Here is a 19,547-nt window from a genome sequence, read left to right on the forward strand (position 1 = left end):
CCATATATGCCTGTCACGTTCACCAAGAGTGCCTTGCTGCTCGCCCTGATGCTTGGCCTTGGCCAGGCGCAGGCTGCCGACCCGATCAGCCCGGCTGAATTGGCAACTAACGAAGGCATTCCCTACCCTGCGGTGATCGCCCACCGCGGTGCGTCCTACGACGCCCCCGAGTCCACTGCCGCAGCCTACAAGGTCGCGCGCGACCTGGGCGCCGACTACCTGGAGTTGGACCTGCAGCGCAGCAAGGACGGCGTGCTGTTCGCCCTGCACGACAACAACCTGCAACGCACCACCGACGTGGCCACCAAGTTCCCCGAGCGCAAAGACGCCCCGGCCAACGAGTTCACCTGGAAAGAACTGCAAACCCTCGACGCCGGCAGTTGGTTCAACGCCGCCTACCCGGACCGCGCCCGCCCGGGCTTCGTCGGCCTGAAAATCCTCAGCCTGGACGACATCATCAAGATCGCCGAAGGCAACCCGCAGCACAAACCGGGCCTGTACATCGAAACCAAAGAGCCCAAGCAATTCCCTGGCATCGAAGCCGACCTGAAAAACAAGCTGCTGGACAAAGGCTGGTTGAGCTCCGCCGGCTCCAAGCTGGGCAAGAGCAACACCGGTGTCGGCCAGGGCAAAGGGCGCGTGGTGCTGCAGACCTTCGAGACGGCCAGCCTGAAAGAGCTGCAGAAAGAAATGCCCAACACCCCGAAAATCCTGCTGCTGTGGGTGGGTGAAGGCAGCATCGAGCCGAAATCCAAGCAAACCTTCGCCGAATCCGGCGAAGCGACCAAGGCCGCTTACTACGCCAAGCAAGAGCCCAAGGACGCCGCCGAGTTCGAAAAGTGGGTCGACGAAGCCAAGAGCCTCGGCGCCATCGGCACGGGCCCGTCGGCGGAGCTGACCGCCCTTGGCGACCAGAGCTACACCGACCTGGTGAAGCCTGGAATGAACAAGCTGACCCACGACAAGGGCCTGCTGGTACACGTCTACACCGTGGATGAACCTGTGGACTTCGAGAAAGTGATGAACGCCGGCGTCGACGGTATCTTCACCAACCGCGCCGCCGAACTGCTGAAGTTCTACAAGCGCTGGCCGTCGTCCAGCGTGCAGGACCTGCTGAACGACCACAGATACTGAGCGAGTCAGTGTGCCATTAAGGATGAATTAAGTTGCGCCGGTTAATCTGGCGCCACTTAAACAGCTCACCGAAAAAGGATACACACCATGAAAACCTTGACTGCCCTGTTTGCCGCGACCGCCCTGACCCTGGCCGCCGGCCTGGCCCAGGCCGATGTCCGCCCGGATCATATCGAAGGTCTGCTCAAATCCGGTGCCGTGATGCCTTTCGACAAGCTCAACGCCGCCGCCGTGGCCAAACACGCCGGCGCCCAGATTACCGACACCGAGCTGGACCACAACAACAGCGGCGTCCTGGTCTACGAAGTTGAACTGACCGACACCGCCGGCAAGCGCTTTGAAGTGAAACTCGACGCCAAGACCGGCACCGTGCTCGAAGACAAGCAAGACACCTGAGTCAAACCCTGAAAAAACCGCGCCACCTTCGGGTGGCGCGGTTTTTTATGGGCGCTTGATCAAGCGCTCAGTCGCGCCGTCACCTCGTTCAATTCGCCGGACAAACCACGCAGATTCTGGCTCGCCGCTTCGGTGCGCTTCACGTTGTCGAGGTTGGCGGTGGCCACGGTGGTGATCTGGGTGATATTGCGCGAAATATCCTCGGCCACCGACGTCTGCTCCTCGGCCGCCGTGGCGATCTGGCGGTTCATGTCGCGAATCGCTTCGACGGCCTGGGTGATGTGAGCCAGCATCGCGCCGGCCTGGGTGACTTTTTCCACGCTGTCATCGCTGCACGACTGGCCAGTGACAATCGCCTCGGCCGCGTCGACCGCACCGGTTTGCACCGCCTGGATAATCTGATTGATCTCGATGATCGACGCCGCCGTGCGTTGCGCCAGGCTGCGCACTTCATCGGCCACCACCGCAAACCCGCGCCCCGCCTCACCCGCCCGTGCCGCCTCGATCGCGGCGTTGAGCGCCAGCAGGTTGGTCTGCTCGGCGATCCCGCGAATCACTTCGAGCACCTTGCCGATCCGCACGCTGTCGGTTTCCAGGCGGCGGATGATGGTGCCGGTGTTGAGGATTTCAGTACGCATCTGGCCGATGGTGGCAATGGTGACTTTCATCACTTCGCCGCCCTCGCGGGCCGATTGGTCTGCGTCATCGGCCGCGCGGGACGCACTGGCGGCGTGGTGCGCCACTTCCTGGGCGGTGGCCGACATTTCGGTCATGGCCGTGGCCACCTGGTCGGTACGGTTGAATTGTTCGTGGGTGCCGGTCGCCATTTGCCCGGCGATCGAATTCAACTCACCGCTGGCGTGGACCAGATCGGTGGCACTGCGCTGCAGGCGGCTGAAGGTTTCGGCCAAGAAGTCGCGCAAGGTGTTCGCGGCCTCCGCCAGATGCCCCAATTCGTCCTGGCGACGACTGGCGACACGCTCGGCAAAACGGCCGTGGCTCAGTTGGCTCACATACTCGATCAAGCCACGGATCGGCAGGATCAGGTTGCGGTTGATCAACCACAGGCTGAACAGGCCGATCAATACGCCGGACAGCAACATGATCGCCAGCCCCACCATCACCGTGCGCTCGGCATGGGCGCTGATGACCTGGGATTGCTGGGTGCTTTGGGCACGCAGGTCGCTGACCAGCGCGCTCATCTGTTCGCTGGCGGCGCGGTCCACGCCCTTGACCGCAGCGTCTCCGGCGCTCGGGTCGGCGCCGGCGGCCAAGTAGGCATCGCGGCCCTTCTGGTAGGCAACGCCGAGCTGCTGGTGCTCCTTACGCAGGTTCTGGATACGCTGGCTCAGCGCCGGGTCATCGACGGTCTGGGTGACCAGCCGCGAGAGAATGCCTTGTACATCGCGCTGCCGATCCTGGAACTGGCCCCAGTATTTCTCCAGGTCCTGCGGCTGCTTGCCGCGCAACAACACGTTTTTCCATTCTTGCACCTGCACTTTGAATTGCAGGTTGGCCTCATCGATCAACTGTGAAGTGAGCAACGGCCCATCGAGCAAACTGCGGTAACTCTGCACCCCGTTGGAAAGGAAGTTGAAACAGGCCAGGGCGATCAACAGCATCGCCAGCAGGCTGCCGCCGAGCAGCGACAAAATCTGTGCCCGCAGGGATGTTCGTAAAAAAGTCATCGGGAAAAGCCTCGAAACAAGGAAAAGGTGCAAATACGTCATGACATCCCTGTCGTCGAAGGCGCCGTCATCCGCAGCGGTTGTTGTGCCCTGAATCGGCCGATCTAGACACTTCTTGAGCTCATTTCGATAGCCGGTCAATAAAATGTCATCAAGTCGAAAACTGTCACAAAACTGTCAAGCATCCTTGCAATGATTCGCTCACGCGAACCTGTGAAACGTCCGACAGGTCCTTTCTCTGCGAGACTCCATGAACCACAGCATCGACCATAGCCACCAGGACTCCGATCTGTTTGGCTTGCTTTACGGTTTCCGTTTCCGCCCAGGCGAAAAGGGTGAGCAGATTGATTCAGCCACCGCTCTCCAGGCCTTGCAGCAACCGCAAGACCCGCAGGAGTTTCTATGGCTGCACCTGAACCTGGCTCATGCCGGATGCGAGCGCTGGATGCTGGCGCACCTGCAATTGCCGGAAGAATTCTTCGAAGCCTTGCACGAAGGCTCACGCTCCACCCGTATCGAACACGTCGACTCTGCCTTGCTCGCGGTGGTCAACGACGTGGTGTTCAACTTCAGCAGCATGGTCTCGTCGGATATTTCCACATTGTGGGTCTGCGCCCGCAGTCACTTGCTGATCAGCGCGCGCCTGCAACCGCTGCACTCGGTGGACAAGTTGCGTTCGTCGGTCAAGGCCGGTGAGCACTTCCGCTCGCCGCTGGAGTTGCTGGTCCACCTGCTGCGCGACCAGGGCGAGGTGCTGACGCAGATCGTGCGCAAGACCAGCATCAGCGTCGACCACATCGAAGACCAATTGCTCTCCTCGCACCTGTCCACCAACCGCGCCGAGCTGGGCGCCATGCGCCGGGTGCTGGTGCGCCTGCAACGCCTGCTGGCGCTGGAGCCCGGCTCGCTGCTGCGGCTGCTCAACCGCCCGCCGCAGTGGCTGCAAAAGGAAGACGTCAAGGAGCTGCGCAAATCCACCGAGGAGTTTGCGCTGATCATCAACGACCTGACCGCCCTGGGCGAACGCATCAAGTTGTTGCAGGAAGAAATCGCCGCCAACCTCAACGAACAAAGCAACCGCACGCTGTTTACGCTGACGGTGGTCACGGTGCTGGCGTTGCCGATCAATATCATTGCCGGCTTTTTCGGCATGAACGTAGGCGGCGTGCCGCTTTCCCAAGACCCGGAAGGCTTCTGGATTCTGGTGGCGTTGGTCGCGACCTTTACCTTGATTGCCGGGCGCTGGGCCTTCAGGAAACGCAACGACTACTGACCCTCACATGCGCTCAAAAAATCTGTGCGTTTGTAGACCAGCGGCCAATCCAATCCGCTAAACACTGATCTATCGCAGCATCTCTGTAATATTCTGCAATGATCATGAGCGACATCCTCTCCGACACTGGATGTTACTGCATGGCCACCCCTTCCCTGACAGCTTCAACGCATACGTCATCCGTTGATACCCGACCCAGGCTGGACAAAAAACCCGGCCTGCTGACGGTGATCATTTTCTTTGCCGTGCTCGCGATGGGCCTGTTGTTCACCGCCTACAGCCTGATGCGCGACATGCACGAACTGGGCACGCTGGTCACCACCTGGACGCCGTTCCTGCTGCTGGGCGTGGCGCTGCTGATCGCCCTGGGTTTCGAATTCGTCAACGGTTTCCACGACACCGCCAACGCCGTGGCGACGGTGATCTACACCAACTCACTGCCGCCGCAGTTCGCGGTGGTGTGGTCGGGTTTTTTCAACTTCCTCGGGGTGCTGCTCTCCAGCGGCGCAGTGGCGTTCGGCATCATTGCCCTGCTGCCGGTCGAGCTGATTTTGCAGGTGGGTTCCTCGGCCGGTTTCGCGATGATCTTCGCCCTGCTGATCGCGGCGATCCTGTGGAACCTCGGCACCTGGTGGTTGGGCCTGCCGGCCTCGTCCTCCCATACTCTGATCGGTTCGATCATCGGCGTCGGCGTGGCCAATGCCCTGATGCACGGGCGTGATGGCACCAGCGGCGTGGACTGGAGCCAGGCGATCAAGATCGGTTACGCCCTGCTGCTCTCGCCGCTGATCGGTTTCGCTTTCGCCGCCCTGCTGTTGCTGGCCCTGCGCGCCTTCGTGAAAAACCGCGCGCTGTACAAGGCGCCCAAAGGCGACACCCCGCCGCCATGGTGGATTCGCGGCATGCTGATCCTCACCTGCACCGGTGTATCGTTCGCCCACGGCTCCAACGACGGGCAAAAAGGCATGGGCCTGATCATGCTGATCCTGGTCGGCACCCTGCCGATGGCGTATGCGCTGAACCGCGCCATGCCCGCCGAACAATCGCTGCAGTTTGCCGCAGTGGCTGAAGTGACCCAGGTCGCGCTGATGAAAAGCGCGCCGCAAGCGCTGCCGGGCGACCCGCGCCCCATCCTCTCGACCTACGTGCGGACCAAGGACGCCACACCCGAACTGATCCCGGCCCTCGCCGCCCTCGCCGGCCAGATCGGCGATGAAGTCAAAGGCTACGGCTCTTTGGCTAAAGTCCCCGCCGAAGCCGTAGGCAACGTGCGTAACGACATGTACCTGACCAGCGAAACCATTCGTTTGATGGACAAGGCCAAGATCGGCAACTTCGACGCCGACACCCAAGGCAAGCTGCAACTGTTCAAGCAACAGATCGACAACTCCACGCGCTTCATTCCGCTGTGGGTGAAGATCGCCGTGGCCATCGCCCTGGGGCTCGGGACCATGGTCGGCTGGAAGCGCATCGTGGTGACCGTGGGCGAAAAAATCGGCAAGACGCACATGACTTACGCCCAAGGCGCCTCGGCCGAGACCGTGGCGATGCTGACCATCGGCGCTGCGGATATGTTCGGCTTGCCGGTGTCGACCACCCATGTGTTGTCATCCGGCGTGGCGGGGACCATGGTGGCGAACGGCGGCGGCTTGCAGATGAAGACCATCCGCAATTTGCTGATGGCCTGGGTGCTGACCTTGCCGGCAGCGATTCTACTGTCGGGTAGCCTGTACTGGTTATTCACCCAACTCTTCTGACCCAGCGCCGGTCAACAATGTGGGAGGGGGCTTGCTCGCTCCCACATTGTTGGCCGGCGTGGCAGTGACCAGGGTGGCGATGCTGCGCTACTGGCTGTTCAGCAAACTCTGCTGACCCACTACATTTTGCTGGGTGGTGTTTCAGGTATTGAAGAGCCCGGTCATTGCCTTCAGGCGCTTCTTGTACACCCGCCGCGCCTCCAACGCCTGCTCCAGGCTGACCGCCACAAACCCCGCCCGCTGGTTCGGCTGCATCTGCCCGATCAAGTCCAGGTCGGCACTGATCACCGTGCCGATCATCGCGTAGCCGCCGCCCGACACCGCGTCCCGATGCAGCACGATCGGCTCCAGCCCGGCCGGCACCTGGATCGAGCCGATCGGGTAGCAACTGTCGACGATGTTCGACGGATCGGACCCCGCGCCAAACGGCTGCTCCCGTGGCTGAAAGCTCAACGCACTGCCGCCCTTGAAGCGATAGCCGATACGATCCGCCTCGGACCCCACCGTCCACGGCTCGGCAAAAAAGCTGCTTTTCGCCGCCGCCGTCAGGCGTTCGTAATACAGGCCGGGCACCACGCGCAAGGTCACATCGCCACCGACTGCCCGGCGCAAGGCCATCGGCAAGCTGTTGCCCGCCCGCCCCTGCCCACAGGGCTCGCCGATGGGCAGCTCATCCCCCGCCTGCAACCGCCGCCCGTGAAAGCCGCCGAGTGCGCCGAGGGTGTAGGTCGAGCGACTGCCGAGCACCAACGGCACGTCGATGCCGCCGGCGACCGCCAGATAGGTGCGCGCACCGGCCTGGGGAAATTCGAAGCGCAACACCTGCCCGGCGCGGACCTGGAACGCGGTGTCCTGGTGGACCACTTCACCGTCCAGGCGCGGCGCCATCAAGGCGCCGCTGAGGGCGACCAAGGCGTCCCGGCGAAACTCCAGCTCGGGACCGATCAGCGTGCATTCCAGGCCGGCCGCGCCCGGCGGGTTGCCCACCAAATGGTTGGCCGCGCTCAGCGCGTACTGGTCCAGCGCGCCCGACGGCGGAATACCCAGGTGGTAATAACCTTCGCGGCCCAGGTCCTGTACCGAGGTCGCCAGGCCGGGTTTGAGCACCTTGATCATGCCAGCGCCTCCTGCAGGGTTTTCGGATAACCGATGGGGTCGGCGAGAAACGCATCCAGGGAAAATTCCAGGGGGCGGATGCGCAGGTCGAAACGTCCTGCGTCCACCTCGGCGACGGCCAGGTCGTAGGCCTCGCGGTCGATCGGTTTGAACTGCACGATGTCGCCCGGCCGGAAGAACACCATATGGTCCTTGAGGTAGGCCAACTGCTGCGCCGGGTCGTAGATCGGTGCCGGGGTGACGCCGAACATCTGGTAGCCGCCGGCGCCGCGCACCGAATAGATGCAACCAAAGCAGCCGCCATGGCCGAGGGTCAGTTTCGGCGTGTCGGTGCGCGGGCGCAGGTACTTGGGCACCTGCAACTGCCGCTCGCGCTCGACCATCTGGAACATGAACGGCAAGCCCGCGACAAAGCCGACCATCGACACAAACCACGGCGCGCCACTGTGGGCCGCGATGAAAGCGTCGACATCGGCCAGGCCGTTGATCCGCGCCGCGTATTCCAGGTCGGTGCCGTTGGGGTCTTGATGGCGATCGCGAAAGCGCATCAGGGTTTCGTGGGTCCAGGGGTCGTTGTAGAGCACCGGGATTTCGATGATGCGCGTGTGCAAGGTGCGTTCGGCCACGGCCTGGGCTTCGGCGCTTTGCACCGCGTCGAGCAGCACATGGGGCGCAATGCGGTCCGGGTCGAAGCGGATCTGGAAGGAGGCGTTGGCCAGGCACACATCCAGCACACCGTCCAACGCCAGGCGTTCCACGGCGCGGGTCACGGCCATGCCTTTGAAGAAAGCCTCCAGGGACATGCTGTCACTGACCTCGGCGAACAGGTGTTCATCGGCGCCGAAGCTGTAGCGGATGGGGGACGTTTCAGCCATGTCTGTTCCTCTTGGAATCGTTATAGAAAGGCAGGCAAAAAAGTATGGGGTCGATCTTATTCGGGTGTTCTGACCGCAATGCCTGCTTGGTCCAGGGCTTCACGGGTGGCTTCGACCAATTCCAGGGCACCGGGGGTGTCGCTGTGCAGGCAGATGGAATCGAATTCGATAAACAGGTCTTCGCCTTCTACGGTGCGTACAAGACCCGTCTGACAAGCCCGTAGGACCCGCGCCGCGACGGTGGCAGGGTCGAGGGCGCGCACCGTGCGGGTGAACACGATGGAGCCGCTCAGGTCGTACTCGCGGTCGGCGTAGAACTCACGCACCACCGGCTGCCCCAGTTCCTTGGCTATGCGCCAGATCACCGAATTCGGCATGCAGTACAGCAACAGTGTCGGCTCAATCAGTTGCAGGTTTTGCACCAACAACCGCGCGGCGTCTTCATCGCGGGCCAGGTGCATGTAGAGCGCGCCGTGGGGCTTGATGTGTTGCAGGGGCACCCCCTGGGCCCGGGCGATTTCACGCAGGGCGCCGAGCTGGTAGAGCATGTCGTCCACCAGTTCCTGGGCCGGCGCGTTGATATGGCGGCGACCGAAGCCCACCAGGTCGCGAAAGCCCGGATGGGCGCCGATGGCGACCCCCAGTTGCTTGGCGCGTGCGACGGTGCGGCGCATGGTGCCGGGGTCGCCGGCGTGGAAGCCGGTGGCGATATTGGCCGAGCTGATGTAGGCCATCAGCTCGGCATCGACGCCATCGCCGATCGTCCAGGGGCCGAAGCCTTCGCCCATGTCTGAATTGAAATCCACTGCCTGCATGAAAAGTCGCTCCGCCAAAGGTGATGCTGAAAAGTAGGCTGCGGCTTGACCCCTTGGGAAGATCTATTATCAGATGGCCTATCTTCTGAAAAACAGATATCGCCATGTCGCTGACCTTGCGCCAAATCCGCTACTTCGTCGCCACCGCCGAGATCGGCCAGATTTCCCAGGCGGCGATTCACCTGAACATCTCCCAATCGGCCGTGACCACGGCGATCAAGGAACTGGAGGCGATGCTCGGCGTGCAATTATTTGTGCGTTCGGCCCAGGGCATGAACCTGACCGACGCCGGGCGGCACTTTCTCAACCGCGCCTATGTGATCGTGCGCAGTGTCGACGACGCGCTGAACAGCCCGCTCCCCGACTACCGCGCCAGCGGCGTGCTAAGGGTCGCCGCCAGTTACACGGTGCTCGGTTACTTCCTGCCGCACCATCTGCAGCGCATGGAACACTGGCACCCGGACGTGACCATCGAGGTGTTCGAGCAGGAGCGCCAGGCCATCGAACACGGCCTGCTCGACGGCCAGTTCGACATGGCCGTGGTGCTCACCGCCAACCTCACCCACGCGGATATCGTGTCGGAAATCCTCTTCAACTCCGAACGCCGCCTGTGGCTGCCCAGCCATCACCCATTGTGCGAACGCGGCGCCGTCAGCCTGGCGGACGTGGCCCGCGAGCCCTACATCCTGCTGACTGTCGACGAAGCCGAACACAGTGCCATGCGCTATTGGGAACAGGCCGGGCAAACGCCCAAGGTGCGGCTGCGCACCAGTTCGGTGGAAGCGGTGCGCAGCATGGTCGCCAATGGCAGCGGCGTGGCGATCCTGTCGGACCTGGTGCATCGGCCCTGGTCCCTGGAAGGCAAGCGCATCGAAACCCTGACCGTGACCGACCCGGTGACGCCCATGAGCGTCGGCCTGGCCTGGCACCGCGAGCGCGCATTTACCCCGGCGATGCAGGCGTTCCGGGACTACTTCCACGACGCCTTCCTGGCCCCGCAGCAGTTGTCGGCGCGGCGTTAGAGTTGGGCTTGCAGCGTCGCGGCCAACCAGTCCATGAACACCCGCACCCGCAGCGGTAAATGCCGCTGCCCGGCATAGAGCAGGGACACGTCCAACGGCGGCGCCGGGTATTCCGGCAAAACCGCCACCAGTTCGCCACTGGCCAACTGATCGCCGATGCCCAGGGCCGGCACCTGGATAATCCCGAAGCCGCCCAGGCAAGCCGACTTATAGGCATCGGTGCTGTTGACCGTGACCCGCCCGGCCATGGGCAGGCGCTGCACCTTGTTGCCCTGCAGGTATTCGAACCCCGCCGAGCGCGAACCCAGCGGGCGCACGTAATGCACCAAGTGGTGGTCGGCCAGGTCGGCCAGCGTCCGCGGCACGCCATAGCGTTGCAGGTAGCCTGCGCTCACGCAGTTGATCATCGGCATGCTGCACAACAACCGGGCGACCACCGACTGGTCCGGCTGCGCACCGACGCGCAGCACGCAATCGAACCCCTCGGCCAGCAGGTCGACCTGACGGTCGGTGGCGCTGATTTCCAGCTCGATCAACGGGTGCGCGTCCATGAAATGCGGCAGGCGCGGCAGGATCAAATCCCGCGCCATCATGGTCGGCAGGTCCACCCGAATGCGTCCGGTCAGTTGTGTTTCGTCCTGGCGAAACAAGCCCTCCAGTTCCTCCATGTGCGCAAGCAAGTCCTTGCTGCGTTCATACAGCACACGGCCGTCCTGGGTCGCCTGCACCTTGCGCGTGGTGCGCTGCAGCAGGCGCGCGCCGAGCAGTTCTTCCAGTGCCTGCACATGCTCGGACACCGTCGAACGCGGCAGGCCCAGGCTCTCGCCGGCGCCGGTGAAACTCGACAGTTCGGTGACGCGCACGAAGGTGCGCAGCAACTCCAGTTTGTTCATGGGATTGTTCGCTTTTTCCGGCCAGTGATTTCGCTTTACCGCTGTTTATCACGTTACAGGCGGACAAATACACTCATTCCCACAATCACCTCAGAGGACTGCACCATGACCCGCAAAATCGCACTGATCACCGGCGCCAGCCGCGGCCTGGGTAGAAGCGCCGCGTTGCGCCTGGCCGCACAAGGCGTGGATATCATCGGCACTTACCACAGCCAGGCGGATGAAGCCCAGGCAGTGGTCGAGCAGATCGAACAATGGGGCGGCCGCGCCGCCATGCTGAAACTGGATGTGAGCCAGAGCGCCACCTTCGACGCGTTCGTCGAAGCAGTCAGCGGCGTGCTCAAGCGTGTTTTCGCACGGGATGATTTCGACTTTCTGATCAACAACGCCGGTATCGGCATCCACGCCAGCTTTGCCGAGACCAGCGAAGCGCAGTTCGACCAACTGGTCGCGATTCAATTCAAAGGCCCGTTTTTCCTGACCCAGAAACTGCTGCCGCTGATCCGTGACGGTGGCCGCATCCTCAATATCTCCAGCGGCCTCGCCCGTTTCAGCCTGCCCGGCTATGCCGCGTATGCGGCGATGAAAGGCGCCATGGAAGTGCTGACCCGCTACCAGGCCAAAGAGCTCGGCGCGCGCGGTATCAGCGTCAATATCCTCGCGCCGGGCGCCATCGAAACCGACTTCGGCGGCGGTGCCGTGCGCGACAACGCCAACCTCAACGCGATGGTCGCCAATAACACCGCCCTGGGCCGCGCCGGGTTACCGGATGATATCGGCGGGGCCATTGCCAGCCTGCTGGCGGACGGTAGCCACTGGATCACCGGCCAGCGGATCGAGGCTTCGGGCGGCATGTTTCTGTAAGAGCTTTTCGCGCATCACGTCGTAGCCCCAGTGGTACACGTAGGTGTACGGCAGAAAAAACAGCAACACGCCGATATCGAGGATAAACGCCTGCAGCAGGCTGATGTTCAGCCACGCGGCAATCAACGGCACGCACATCAGGACCAGCCCGCCTTCAAACAGCAAGGCGTGCAGCACCCGGGTCCAGCCGTTGTTGGCCAGTTGCAGGCGTGCCTTGAGGCGGTCGAACAGGCCGTTGAAAATCACGTTCCAGGTCAGCGCCATCAGGCTGATTGCCAGGGTGACCATGCCCATTTCCACCGCGGGCTTGTCCATGATCCACGCCAGCAACGGCGTGCAGATCAACAACGCCAGGGCCTCGAAACCGATGGCCTGGCACACACGTTCAGTAATCGACTTGGTAGGGTTCATGCCCCGGCTCCGTGAGTGACTGTGTTGCCATCATTGCGTTTTGTATCGATACTTCATAACCAATAACCATCGATAAAGGCGATAGTCATGGCTTCCCATGAAGTGCTCCAGGCCTTTGTTCAGGCCGCGACCCAAGGCTCGTTTTCTGCGGCGGCACGCAAGCTGGGCAAGAGCCAGTCCACCGTCAGCGCGGCGGTGGCGAGCCTGGAGATTGACCTCGATGTGCTGCTGTTCGACCGCAGCAGCCGCAAGCCGACGCTGACCGCCGCTGGCCATGTGCTGCTGCAACGCGCCGAGCAGGTGCTGGAGGCGAGCAGTCGGCTGGCGTTGGCGGCAAGTCAGCTATCCCAGGGGTTGGAGGCGAAAGTGACGATTGCGATGTCTGACACCTACCAGTCGGAGCGCTTCGAACTTGCGCTCAAGGCCTTTGAGCAACGCTACCCCGACCTGGAACTGGAATGGCTGATCGCCGAGTGCGAAGACCTGATAGCCCTGGTGCAAAGTGGCCGGGCCCAGATTGCCCTGGTCGAGGCCCAGGAGGTTTACCCACCCGACCTGAGCCGTTCGCCGGTGGAAGAGCGCACCGAAATTGCCCTGTTCGTCGCGCCCACGCACCCTTTGGCCAGCCTGGAAAGCGTCAACCAACAGGTGTTGCAGCAACACCGTGAGCTGCGCCTGGCGAGCATCATCAACCCGAATGAAACCCGCCCCATGGGCCGCGTCTGGTCGGCGCCGAGTTTTCTGATGCTGATGGAAATGGCCCAGCTCGGTTTTGGCTGGGCCGCACTGCCGCGCTGGTTGGTGGAACGCTTTGGCAATGCCGGGCTGATTGAACTGAGCGTGCGCAGTTGGCCGCGCTCGGTGGCGGTGGATGCGCTGTGGTCACGGCAATATCCGCCGGGGCCTGCGGGGAGTTGGTTGTTGGGGCAGATGCTCGATTGAGTTTGTCCTGAGCAGGCAGGGCTTGGTGGTCCCACAGTGGAAATGCGTTGGGCGCTAGATCGGGGTCAGGCTGGCCAGGCGGCGTTCGAGGAAATGCTTTTCCGGGGTTTGCCGGGTCAGAGACAGGGCTTTTTCATACGCCAGCCGCGCCTCGTCCAGCCGCCCCAATTGTCGGCAGAATTCGCCACGCGCCGAATACGCCAGGTGATAGTCCAGCAATTCGCCCCGCGCCAGAATCGCCTCCACCTGTTGCAACCCGGCCAACGGCCCATCGCGCATGGCCAGCGCCACTGCGCGGTTCAGTTCGATCACGGGCGACGGCACGGCGCGGAGCAACACATCGTATAGCCCGACAATCTGCGGCCAGTCGGTGTGCTCGGCACTCGGCGCTTCGGCATGTACCGCCGCAATCGCCGCCTGTAAGCCATAGGGCCCAAAGCGCCGGGTCGTCAGCGCTTGCTCCACCAGTGCGCAGCCTTCGGCAATCAGGGATGCATCCCACAATGCTCGGTCCTGTTCGTCCAGGAGCACCAACTCGCCGCTGGCCGAGGTCCGCGCCGGGCGGCGCGACTCGTGCAGCAGCATCAACGCCAGCAAGCCCATGACTTCCGGCTCCGGCAGCAACTCCAGCAACAAACGGCCGAGGCGGATGGCTTCAAGGGTCAGGTCGTCGCGCGTGAGATCCGCGCCCATCGACGCCGAGTAGCCTTCGTTGAACACCAGGTAAATCACACGCAGCACGCTGTCGAGGCGCTCGGGCAATTCGGCCAGCGACGGCACCTGATAGGGAATCTTCGCCTCGCGGATCTTGCCCTTGGCCCGCACGATCCGCTGGGCGATGGTGGCCGGCGGAACCAGAAAGGCGCGGGCGATTTCTTCGGTGGTCAGGTCGCAGATTTCACGCAGGGTCAGCGGCACTTGGGCGTCAGCCGCCAGCGCCGGGTGGCAGCAGGTGAAGATCAGGCGCAGGCGGTCGTCTTCCACGTCTTCGTCGTCCCAATCGGCCGCTGCCAGCGCATCGGCCTGCGCCTGCAATAACGGGGTGAAACGGGCCTGGCGGCGCAGGCGATCGATGGCCTTGAAGCGCCCGGTCGAGACCAGCCATGCCCGTGGATTGCTCGGCACGCCGTCGTGCTCCCAGCGCTGCATAGCGACCAGGAACGCCTCGTGCAGCGCTTCCTCGGCCAGGTCGAAATCGCCGAGCAGGCGAATCAGCGTCGCCAGCACGCGCCGTGATTCATGGCGGTAAATCGTCTCGATCGGAGGGGTCAATCGGGCAGATCCTGGGTCACCGGGCGATTGGGTGCGTCGCCCCCAGGTTTGATGGGCCATTCACATTCGGCAGGTTGAGTGTTCATGGGTAAACCTCCTGTTTATGGGTGTTTTGTGTTCAGAGATTCAATTGGCGCACGGGGCGTACTTCCACACTGCCGACCCGGGCCGCCGGAATGCCGCCGGCGACCTGGAGCGCTTCGTTCAAGTCCCGGGCTTCGATCAGGTAAAACCCCGCGAGCTGCTCCTTGGTTTCGGCAAACGGCCCGTCGGTGATCGACAGCTTGCCATTGCGCATACGCACAGTGGTGGCGGTGCTCACCGACTCCAGCGGCTCGGCGGCGAGCATGCGCCCGCTCTTTTGGACGGACTGCGCGTAGGCGAAACACTCCGGGTCGGCCGGGCTGTCCGGCGCGGTGTGCAACACCTGTTCGTTGCTGTAGATCAGGCACAGGTATTTCATGGCGTTCTCCGTTTTCGGACTACTGACTATAGTTCGCGGGGCTCAAGGTTTCAGGTCGAACAGCGCGACGCCGGTGGCCATGTCGAAGGGGGCCGACCAATGCTCATGCACCACCTTCCATTGGCCGTCGACACGCTGGTAACCGACGGTGACGCGCATCCAGCAGGTCTTGAGCACGCCGTCCGGGCCGGTGCCACCGCAGTGAGCCAGCCAATGGGCAAAGGCGCTGTTGTCGGCGGCGACGATATGCAACTCATGGAAGTCGAACACACCGGGGCCGGGGCAGACTTCCATGCACGCCTGCCAGTGCGCGCGGTAGGCCACCTTGCCCTTGAACTGCAGGGCGCTAACCGCGTCGAACGCGATGATATCGTCGGCGTAAAAGCTGACAATCTTATCGATGTCCTTGGCGACGACGGCTTGTTTCCATTGTTCGATCAGGGTGTGGATTGCAGTGTTCATGGCGATACTCCTGGGGGGTGAAAATCTTCAGAGACACCCTTAGTCGAATGGCCCGCCGCCCGATCGACAGCGCGCTGAAAAAAAATCTCGCAGCGCGCAAACCCGATAGACTGCGCCCTTCCTTGCAGCCGTTCGGACGCCCCGATGCAAACCCGCCTTGTCGCCTACGAGGCGCTGAACGCTGTGCAAACACAGCAAGTCGGCGCGATCGAAGTTCACCCTGAGCAGTTGCCGTTTTGCGGCGACATGTATTGCGCACTCAACACCCTGCTGATCAACCCCAGCCCCGGCATCAAAGGCTTTGCGCTGCTGGCCGACGATGTGCCCGTGGCCTTCCTCCTGCTCAAATGCCCGCCATGCCTGCCCCATTGGGCCGATGCCCACAGCGCCACGCTGCACGCGTTACAGGTGGATCGCAGCCAACAGGGCCGGGGATTTGGCAAAGCCTGCCTGCAGGCGTTACCCGCGGCGGCGCTTCAGGCCTGGCCGCAGATCAAGGCGCTGGAGTTGTCGGTGGACGCGCACAATGTCGCGGCGATGGGCTTGTACCTGGGGCTGGGCTGGGTGGATCGCGGGGAGGCATACAAGGGCCGGGGCGGGTATGAACGCCGTTTGAGTCGGGGCTTGGAGCCGCAGTAGATGTCACGTAGAGATGACAGCGACCAACGCTTGGGGGCACGCAGGATCATGAGCATACCCGCGCAGGAAAAACGGCCGAAGAGTCGCCATCATCTTCGGCCGGCGCTTCAGGCCTTTGCTTCCACAGGCAGCCAGACCTCCACGGTGCCGAGGCCCTTTCTCACATCAAAATCCGCGCTGTACCGCTCAAAATCCACACCGGCAACCTTGTACCCGGAATGCGGCAACCATTCGAACATGATCCGCTCGTAGGTCTGCGGCAACGCGTGTACCTCGCCATAGTGCGCGAACACGGCATAGTGATGCGGCGGGATTTCGATGAACTCGAAATTGCTCGGCACATCGCCCTTGGCGGGGACTTCAACCCCTGCGATGTAGTCGAACTCATCGTGTCTGGGGTTATGACAAACCCCGTAGGTAAATCCGCCCAAACGCTTTTTGATGTATTTGACGCTCTCGTCAAACACGCCCCACAACTTGGGAATATCTCCGGTGGTGGCCTTCGAATAATGCCCTTGCACCCCGGCGATCACTAGGGCCTTGCCCTCTTCCATGCGCGGCTCTAACGGTTGTTGCGTCTGCTGATCCATCTGAACAGTCTCCTTCTTATGAGAGAACAAACCCGCATTGAGTATAGGGGTATATCCGGATTGCACTGCATGTAGAAATTGTTCCTACGCATCTGGACAACTGGCCATCATCAACCGTATTGTCTGCCCCGCAGGCCACCGCAGTGGCCGACGTCGCTCGGACGGTTCCGGGCGCTTACGTACTTTCGAGGCAACAATGGCCGACCAAGGTTTGCCGCGCCGCTTTGCGCGCATAGATCGACTCCCCCCTTACGTTTTCAATATCACTGCCGAGCTGAAGATGGCTGCGCGTCGGCGCGGCGAAGACATCATCGACTTGAGCATGGGCAACCCTGACGGCCCGACCCCACCACATATCGTGGAAAAAATGGTCACCGTCGCCCAGCGTGAAGACACCCACGGTTACTCCACCTCCAAAGGCATTCCGCGCCTGCGCCGGGCGATTTCGCGCTGGTACAAGGACCGTTATGAAGTGGATATCGACCCCGAGTCGGAAGCCATCGTGACCATCGGTTCCAAGGAAGGCCTGGCGCACTTGATGCTGGCCACCCTGGACCAGGGCGACACCGTACTGGTGCCCAACCCGAGCTACCCGATTCATATCTACGGTGCCGTGATTGCCGGCGCCCAAGTGCGTTCGGTGCCGTTGATTCCGGGCGTGGACTTTTTTGCCGAGCTGGAACGGGCGATTCGCGGTTCGATTCCCAAGCCGAAGATGATGATCCTGGGGTTCCCGTCCAACCCGACCGCGCAGTGCGTGGAGCTGGATTTCTTCGAGCGGGTGATCGCCCTGGCCAAGCAGTACGACGTGCTGGTGGTGCATGACCTGGCCTACGCCGACATCGTCTACGACGGCTGGAAAGCCCCGTCGATCATGCAGGTGCCGGGTGCCAAGGACATTGCGGTAGAGTTTTTCACCCTGTCCAAGAGCTACAACATGGCCGGCTGGCGCATTGGTTTCATGGTGGGCAACGCAGAGCTGGTCAACGCCCTGGCGCGGATCAAGAGCTACCACGACTACGGCACCTTCACCCCGTTGCAAGTGGCGGCGATTGCCGCGCTGGAAGGCGACCAACAGTGCGTGAAAGACATCGCCGAGCAGTACCGCCAGCGCCGCAATGTACTGGTCAAAGGCCTGCATGAGTTGGGCTGGATGGTGGAGAATCCCAAGGCGTCGATGTACGTCTGGGCGAAGATCCCCGAAGCGTATGCCGCCATGGGCTCGCTGGAATTTGCCAAGAAGCTGCTGCTCGAAGCCAAGGTGTGCGTGTCGCCGGGGATTGGCTTTGGTGAATATGGCGACGACCATGTGCGCTTTGCACTGATCGAGAACCAGGACCGGATTCGCCAGGCGGTACGCGGGATTCGCGGGATGTTCCGCGCCGATGGCCTCTTACCAAAAACCGGCGTCTAACTCAGTCAAACATGTGGGAGGGGGCTTGCTCCCGATGGCAGGGTGTCAGTCACTGTATCGGGTGACTGAAACACCGCTATCGGGGGCAAGCCCCCTCCTACATTTGGATTGGGTTTGCACCCTTGCCTTACGGTGTGTCTGTCACACCACCAACGACAGCAACATGATGAAGATCAGCGCCACCACCGACAGGATGGTCTCCATCGCTGTCCAGGTCTTGAACGTCTCGGCCACGGTCATGTTGAAGTACTGCTTCACCAGCCAGAACCCCGCATCGTTGACGTGAGACAGGATCAACGAACCCGCCCCCGTCGCCAACACCAGTAGCTCGCGGTTAACCCCCGGAATCATGCCCACCACCGGCACCACGATGCCTGCGCCAGTGATGGTCGCGACTGTCGCCGAACCGGTCGCCACCCGAATCACCGCCGCCACCAGCCACGCCAGCAGGATCGGGTTGATCTGCGCGTTCACCGCCATATGGCCGATCACGTCGCCCACGCCGCTGGTCACCAGCATCTGTTTGAAACCACCACCGGCACCGATGATCAGGATGATCGCGGCGGTCGGCGCCAGGCTGGCGTCGAGCAACTTGAGGATCTGCTTGGAGTGGATGCCCTGGCGATGACCGAAGGTGTACAGCGACAGCAGCAACGCCAGCAGCAAGGCACTGATCGGGTGACCGATCATGTCCATCCAGTTGCGCACCACATGACCGTCGGCCAAGGCGATGTCGGCGAAGGTTTTCAGCAGCATCAGGAACACCGGCAACAGCACGGTGATCAGGGTGATGCTGAAGCTCGGCAGCGTCTTGTGCTCCGACTCACGGGCCAGTTGGTCGATCAGTTCCTGGGACGGATTGCCCGGGATGTACTTGGCGATAAACGTACCGAAGATCGGGCCGGCGATGATGGCAGTCGGCAGCGCGACGATCAGGCCGTACAGAATGGTCTTGCCGATGTCCGCGCCAAACACGCCGATGGCCAGCAGCGGGCCCGGGTGCGGTGGCACCAGGCCATGGACCGCCGACAGGCCGGCGAGCAACGGGATGCCGATCTTGATCAGCGACACGCCGGTACGGCGCGCGACGATAAACACCAGCGGGATCAGCAACACAAAACCGATCTCGAAGAACAGCGGGATACCCACCAGGAACGCGGCGAACATCATCGCCCACTGGACCTTTTCCTTGCCGAAGGCGCGGATCAGGGTCTGGGCGATCTGATCGGCACCGCCGGATTCGGCCATCATCTTGCCGAGCATCGTACCCAGCGCGAGGATAATGCCGACAAAGCCGAGCACCCCGCCGAAGCCGTCCTGGAAGGCCTTGATGATCTTGTCCACGGGCATGCCCGAGGTCAGGCCAAGGAAGCCGGCGGCGATGATCAACGCGATAAACGGGTGAACCTTGAACTTGGTGATCAAGAAGATCAGACCAATGATAGTGACCACTGCATCAAGCAGCAGGTAGGACTCGTGGGACATGCCAAACATGGGGGTCTCTCCTGTTTGTTGTTGTTA

Annotated in this window: 20 protein-coding genes and 1 pseudogene; 9 read left to right on the plus strand and 12 right to left on the minus strand. The window is 62.2% G+C overall.

Annotation, left to right across the window (positions count from 1 at the left end):
• Positions 1–6 precede the first annotated feature (6 nt).
• Together RGV59_RS29485 and RGV59_RS29490 are read left to right on the plus strand one after the other, a co-directional pair.
• Positions 7–1,134: a glycerophosphodiester phosphodiesterase family protein gene (locus RGV59_RS29485; protein WP_126585414.1), complete on the plus strand. Its 1,128-nt coding sequence runs from the start codon at positions 7–9 to the stop codon at positions 1,132–1,134.
• A gap of 87 nt (positions 1,135–1,221) precedes the next feature.
• A complete protein-coding gene (locus RGV59_RS29490; protein ID WP_017847226.1) occupies positions 1,222–1,530 on the plus strand; it encodes a PepSY domain-containing protein in 309 nt (102 codons plus the stop codon).
• Positions 1,531–1,589: 59 nt separating this feature from the next.
• On the opposite strand, the gene RGV59_RS31890 is transcribed toward RGV59_RS29490, so the two are convergent.
• Together RGV59_RS31890 and RGV59_RS31895 are read right to left on the minus strand one after the other, a co-directional pair.
• Positions 1,590–2,357 (minus strand): methyl-accepting chemotaxis protein, encoded by a 768-nt coding sequence (locus RGV59_RS31890; RefSeq protein WP_370737557.1) that lies wholly within the window; start codon positions 2,355–2,357, stop codon positions 1,590–1,592.
• A 165-nt stretch (positions 2,358–2,522) separates the two neighbouring features.
• A pseudogene (locus tag RGV59_RS31895) lies at positions 2,523–3,260 on the minus strand (methyl-accepting chemotaxis protein); the annotation flags it as partial.
• Between the two features lie 208 nt (positions 3,261–3,468).
• Here RGV59_RS31895 and RGV59_RS29500 point away from each other — a divergent pair.
• The gene (locus RGV59_RS29500; RefSeq protein WP_017847224.1) at positions 3,469–4,491 is read left to right on the plus strand and encodes a transporter; all 1,023 of its coding nucleotides are present in this window, start codon (positions 3,469–3,471) and stop codon (positions 4,489–4,491) included.
• A 140-nt stretch (positions 4,492–4,631) separates the two neighbouring features.
• On the plus strand, positions 4,632–6,248 hold the full coding sequence (locus tag RGV59_RS29505) for an inorganic phosphate transporter (RefSeq protein WP_017847223.1): 1,617 nt from the start codon (positions 4,632–4,634) through the stop codon (positions 6,246–6,248).
• Positions 6,249–6,389: 141 nt separating this feature from the next.
• On the opposite strand, the gene RGV59_RS29510 is transcribed toward RGV59_RS29505, so the two are convergent.
• From RGV59_RS29510 to RGV59_RS29520, 3 genes are read right to left on the minus strand one after another with little or no spacing between them, the layout of a single operon-like run.
• Positions 6,390–7,364, minus strand: a complete 975-nt coding sequence (locus tag RGV59_RS29510; RefSeq protein WP_126585416.1) for a biotin-dependent carboxyltransferase family protein — start codon at positions 7,362–7,364, stop codon at positions 6,390–6,392.
• Positions 7,361–8,239, minus strand: coding sequence for a 5-oxoprolinase subunit B family protein (locus tag RGV59_RS29515; protein WP_126585417.1), 879 nt, complete (start codon positions 8,237–8,239; stop codon positions 7,361–7,363). Before RGV59_RS29515 ends, RGV59_RS29510 begins: the two co-directional genes overlap by 4 nt.
• 56 nt (positions 8,240–8,295) lie before the next feature.
• Positions 8,296–9,054 (minus strand): 5-oxoprolinase subunit PxpA, encoded by a 759-nt coding sequence (locus RGV59_RS29520; protein WP_057004500.1) that lies wholly within the window; start codon positions 9,052–9,054, stop codon positions 8,296–8,298.
• 104 nt (positions 9,055–9,158) lie between these two features.
• Between RGV59_RS29520 and RGV59_RS29525 the strand changes: the two genes are divergently transcribed.
• Positions 9,159–10,076, plus strand: coding sequence for a LysR family transcriptional regulator (locus tag RGV59_RS29525; RefSeq protein ID WP_017847219.1), 918 nt, complete (start codon positions 9,159–9,161; stop codon positions 10,074–10,076).
• Here RGV59_RS29525 and RGV59_RS29530 read toward each other — a convergent pair.
• Positions 10,073–10,969, minus strand: coding sequence for a LysR family transcriptional regulator (locus RGV59_RS29530; RefSeq protein WP_017847218.1), 897 nt, complete (start codon positions 10,967–10,969; stop codon positions 10,073–10,075). The genes RGV59_RS29525 and RGV59_RS29530 overlap by 4 nt on opposite strands.
• A 105-nt stretch (positions 10,970–11,074) precedes the next feature.
• Here RGV59_RS29530 and RGV59_RS29535 point away from each other — a divergent pair, with 105 nt between their 5' ends.
• Positions 11,075–11,833, plus strand: coding sequence for an SDR family NAD(P)-dependent oxidoreductase (locus RGV59_RS29535; protein WP_126585418.1), 759 nt, complete (start codon positions 11,075–11,077; stop codon positions 11,831–11,833).
• Here RGV59_RS29535 and RGV59_RS29540 read toward each other — a convergent pair.
• A complete protein-coding gene (locus RGV59_RS29540) occupies positions 11,732–12,244 on the minus strand; it encodes a multidrug/biocide efflux PACE transporter (protein ID WP_046382304.1) in 513 nt (170 codons plus the stop codon). The two genes, RGV59_RS29535 and RGV59_RS29540, sit on opposite strands and share 102 nt — an antisense overlap.
• 87 nt (positions 12,245–12,331) lie before the next feature.
• Here RGV59_RS29540 and RGV59_RS29545 point away from each other — a divergent pair, with 87 nt between their 5' ends.
• A complete protein-coding gene (locus RGV59_RS29545; protein ID WP_017847215.1) occupies positions 12,332–13,186 on the plus strand; it encodes a LysR family transcriptional regulator in 855 nt (284 codons plus the stop codon).
• A gap of 54 nt (positions 13,187–13,240) precedes the next feature.
• Here RGV59_RS29545 and RGV59_RS29550 read toward each other — a convergent pair whose 3' ends face one another.
• The 3 genes from RGV59_RS29550 to RGV59_RS29560 all read right to left on the minus strand — a co-directional run bounded on the left by RGV59_RS29550 (position 13,241) and on the right by RGV59_RS29560 (position 15,383).
• Positions 13,241–14,458 carry an RNA polymerase sigma factor gene (locus RGV59_RS29550; protein ID WP_126585419.1) on the minus strand — a complete coding sequence of 406 codons (1,218 nt, stop codon included), beginning with the start codon at positions 14,456–14,458 and terminating at the stop codon, positions 13,241–13,243.
• Between the two features lie 118 nt (positions 14,459–14,576).
• Positions 14,577–14,921 (minus strand): YciI family protein, encoded by a 345-nt coding sequence (locus RGV59_RS29555; RefSeq protein ID WP_017847213.1) that lies wholly within the window; start codon positions 14,919–14,921, stop codon positions 14,577–14,579.
• Between the two features lie 42 nt (positions 14,922–14,963).
• Positions 14,964–15,383, minus strand: a complete 420-nt coding sequence (locus RGV59_RS29560) for a YybH family protein (RefSeq protein ID WP_126585420.1) — start codon at positions 15,381–15,383, stop codon at positions 14,964–14,966.
• A gap of 144 nt (positions 15,384–15,527) precedes the next feature.
• On the opposite strand from RGV59_RS29560, the gene RGV59_RS29565 reads away from it, so the two are divergent.
• The gene (locus RGV59_RS29565; RefSeq protein ID WP_126585421.1) at positions 15,528–16,022 is read left to right on the plus strand and encodes a GNAT family N-acetyltransferase; all 495 of its coding nucleotides are present in this window, start codon (positions 15,528–15,530) and stop codon (positions 16,020–16,022) included.
• 107 nt (positions 16,023–16,129) lie between these two features.
• On the opposite strand, the gene RGV59_RS29570 is transcribed toward RGV59_RS29565, so the two are convergent.
• Positions 16,130–16,612: a GyrI-like domain-containing protein gene (locus tag RGV59_RS29570; protein WP_017847210.1), complete on the minus strand. Its 483-nt coding sequence runs from the start codon at positions 16,610–16,612 to the stop codon at positions 16,130–16,132.
• 196 nt (positions 16,613–16,808) lie between these two features.
• Here RGV59_RS29570 and alaC point away from each other — a divergent pair, with 196 nt between their 5' ends.
• Complete coding sequence (gene alaC, locus RGV59_RS29575) at positions 16,809–18,026, plus strand: alanine transaminase (protein WP_017847209.1); 1,218 nt, start codon at positions 16,809–16,811, stop codon at positions 18,024–18,026.
• Between the two features lie 141 nt (positions 18,027–18,167).
• On the opposite strand, the gene RGV59_RS29580 is transcribed toward alaC, so the two are convergent.
• The gene (locus tag RGV59_RS29580; protein WP_057004503.1) at positions 18,168–19,520 is read right to left on the minus strand and encodes a GntP family permease; all 1,353 of its coding nucleotides are present in this window, start codon (positions 19,518–19,520) and stop codon (positions 18,168–18,170) included.
• Between the last annotated feature and the right edge of the window lie 27 nt (positions 19,521–19,547).

The sequence above is a fragment of the Pseudomonas sp. FG1 genome, assembly GCF_034313875.1.
Classification (GTDB): domain Bacteria; phylum Pseudomonadota; class Gammaproteobacteria; order Pseudomonadales; family Pseudomonadaceae; genus Aquipseudomonas; species Aquipseudomonas veronii.

Excerpts from the sequence above, each read along its gene's own strand:
- RGV59_RS29485 (WP_126585414.1), top strand. The coding sequence starts at position 7 with ATGCCTGTCACGTTCACCAAGAGTGCCTTGCTGCTCGCCCTGATGCTT.
- RGV59_RS29490 (WP_017847226.1), top strand. The coding sequence starts at position 1,222 with ATGAAAACCTTGACTGCCCTGTTTGCCGCGACCGCCCTGACCCTGGCC.
- RGV59_RS31890 (WP_370737557.1), bottom strand. The coding sequence starts at position 2,357 with ATGGCGACCGGCACCCACGAACAATTCAACCGTACCGACCAGGTGGCC.
- RGV59_RS29500 (WP_017847224.1), top strand. The coding sequence starts at position 3,469 with ATGAACCACAGCATCGACCATAGCCACCAGGACTCCGATCTGTTTGGC.
- RGV59_RS29505 (WP_017847223.1), top strand. The coding sequence starts at position 4,632 with ATGGCCACCCCTTCCCTGACAGCTTCAACGCATACGTCATCCGTTGAT.
- RGV59_RS29510 (WP_126585416.1), bottom strand. The coding sequence starts at position 7,364 with ATGATCAAGGTGCTCAAACCCGGCCTGGCGACCTCGGTACAGGACCTG.
- RGV59_RS29515 (WP_126585417.1), bottom strand. The coding sequence starts at position 8,239 with ATGGCTGAAACGTCCCCCATCCGCTACAGCTTCGGCGCCGATGAACAC.
- RGV59_RS29520 (WP_057004500.1), bottom strand. The coding sequence starts at position 9,054 with ATGCAGGCAGTGGATTTCAATTCAGACATGGGCGAAGGCTTCGGCCCC.
- RGV59_RS29525 (WP_017847219.1), top strand. The coding sequence starts at position 9,159 with ATGTCGCTGACCTTGCGCCAAATCCGCTACTTCGTCGCCACCGCCGAG.
- RGV59_RS29530 (WP_017847218.1), bottom strand. The coding sequence starts at position 10,969 with ATGAACAAACTGGAGTTGCTGCGCACCTTCGTGCGCGTCACCGAACTG.
- RGV59_RS29535 (WP_126585418.1), top strand. The coding sequence starts at position 11,075 with ATGACCCGCAAAATCGCACTGATCACCGGCGCCAGCCGCGGCCTGGGT.
- RGV59_RS29540 (WP_046382304.1), bottom strand. The coding sequence starts at position 12,244 with ATGAACCCTACCAAGTCGATTACTGAACGTGTGTGCCAGGCCATCGGT.
- RGV59_RS29545 (WP_017847215.1), top strand. The coding sequence starts at position 12,332 with ATGGCTTCCCATGAAGTGCTCCAGGCCTTTGTTCAGGCCGCGACCCAA.
- RGV59_RS29555 (WP_017847213.1), bottom strand. The coding sequence starts at position 14,921 with ATGAAATACCTGTGCCTGATCTACAGCAACGAACAGGTGTTGCACACC.
- RGV59_RS29560 (WP_126585420.1), bottom strand. The coding sequence starts at position 15,383 with ATGAACACTGCAATCCACACCCTGATCGAACAATGGAAACAAGCCGTC.
- RGV59_RS29565 (WP_126585421.1), top strand. The coding sequence starts at position 15,528 with ATGCAAACCCGCCTTGTCGCCTACGAGGCGCTGAACGCTGTGCAAACA.
- RGV59_RS29570 (WP_017847210.1), bottom strand. The coding sequence starts at position 16,612 with ATGGATCAGCAGACGCAACAACCGTTAGAGCCGCGCATGGAAGAGGGC.
- alaC (WP_017847209.1), top strand. The coding sequence starts at position 16,809 with ATGGCCGACCAAGGTTTGCCGCGCCGCTTTGCGCGCATAGATCGACTC.
- RGV59_RS29580 (WP_057004503.1), bottom strand. The coding sequence starts at position 19,520 with ATGTTTGGCATGTCCCACGAGTCCTACCTGCTGCTTGATGCAGTGGTC.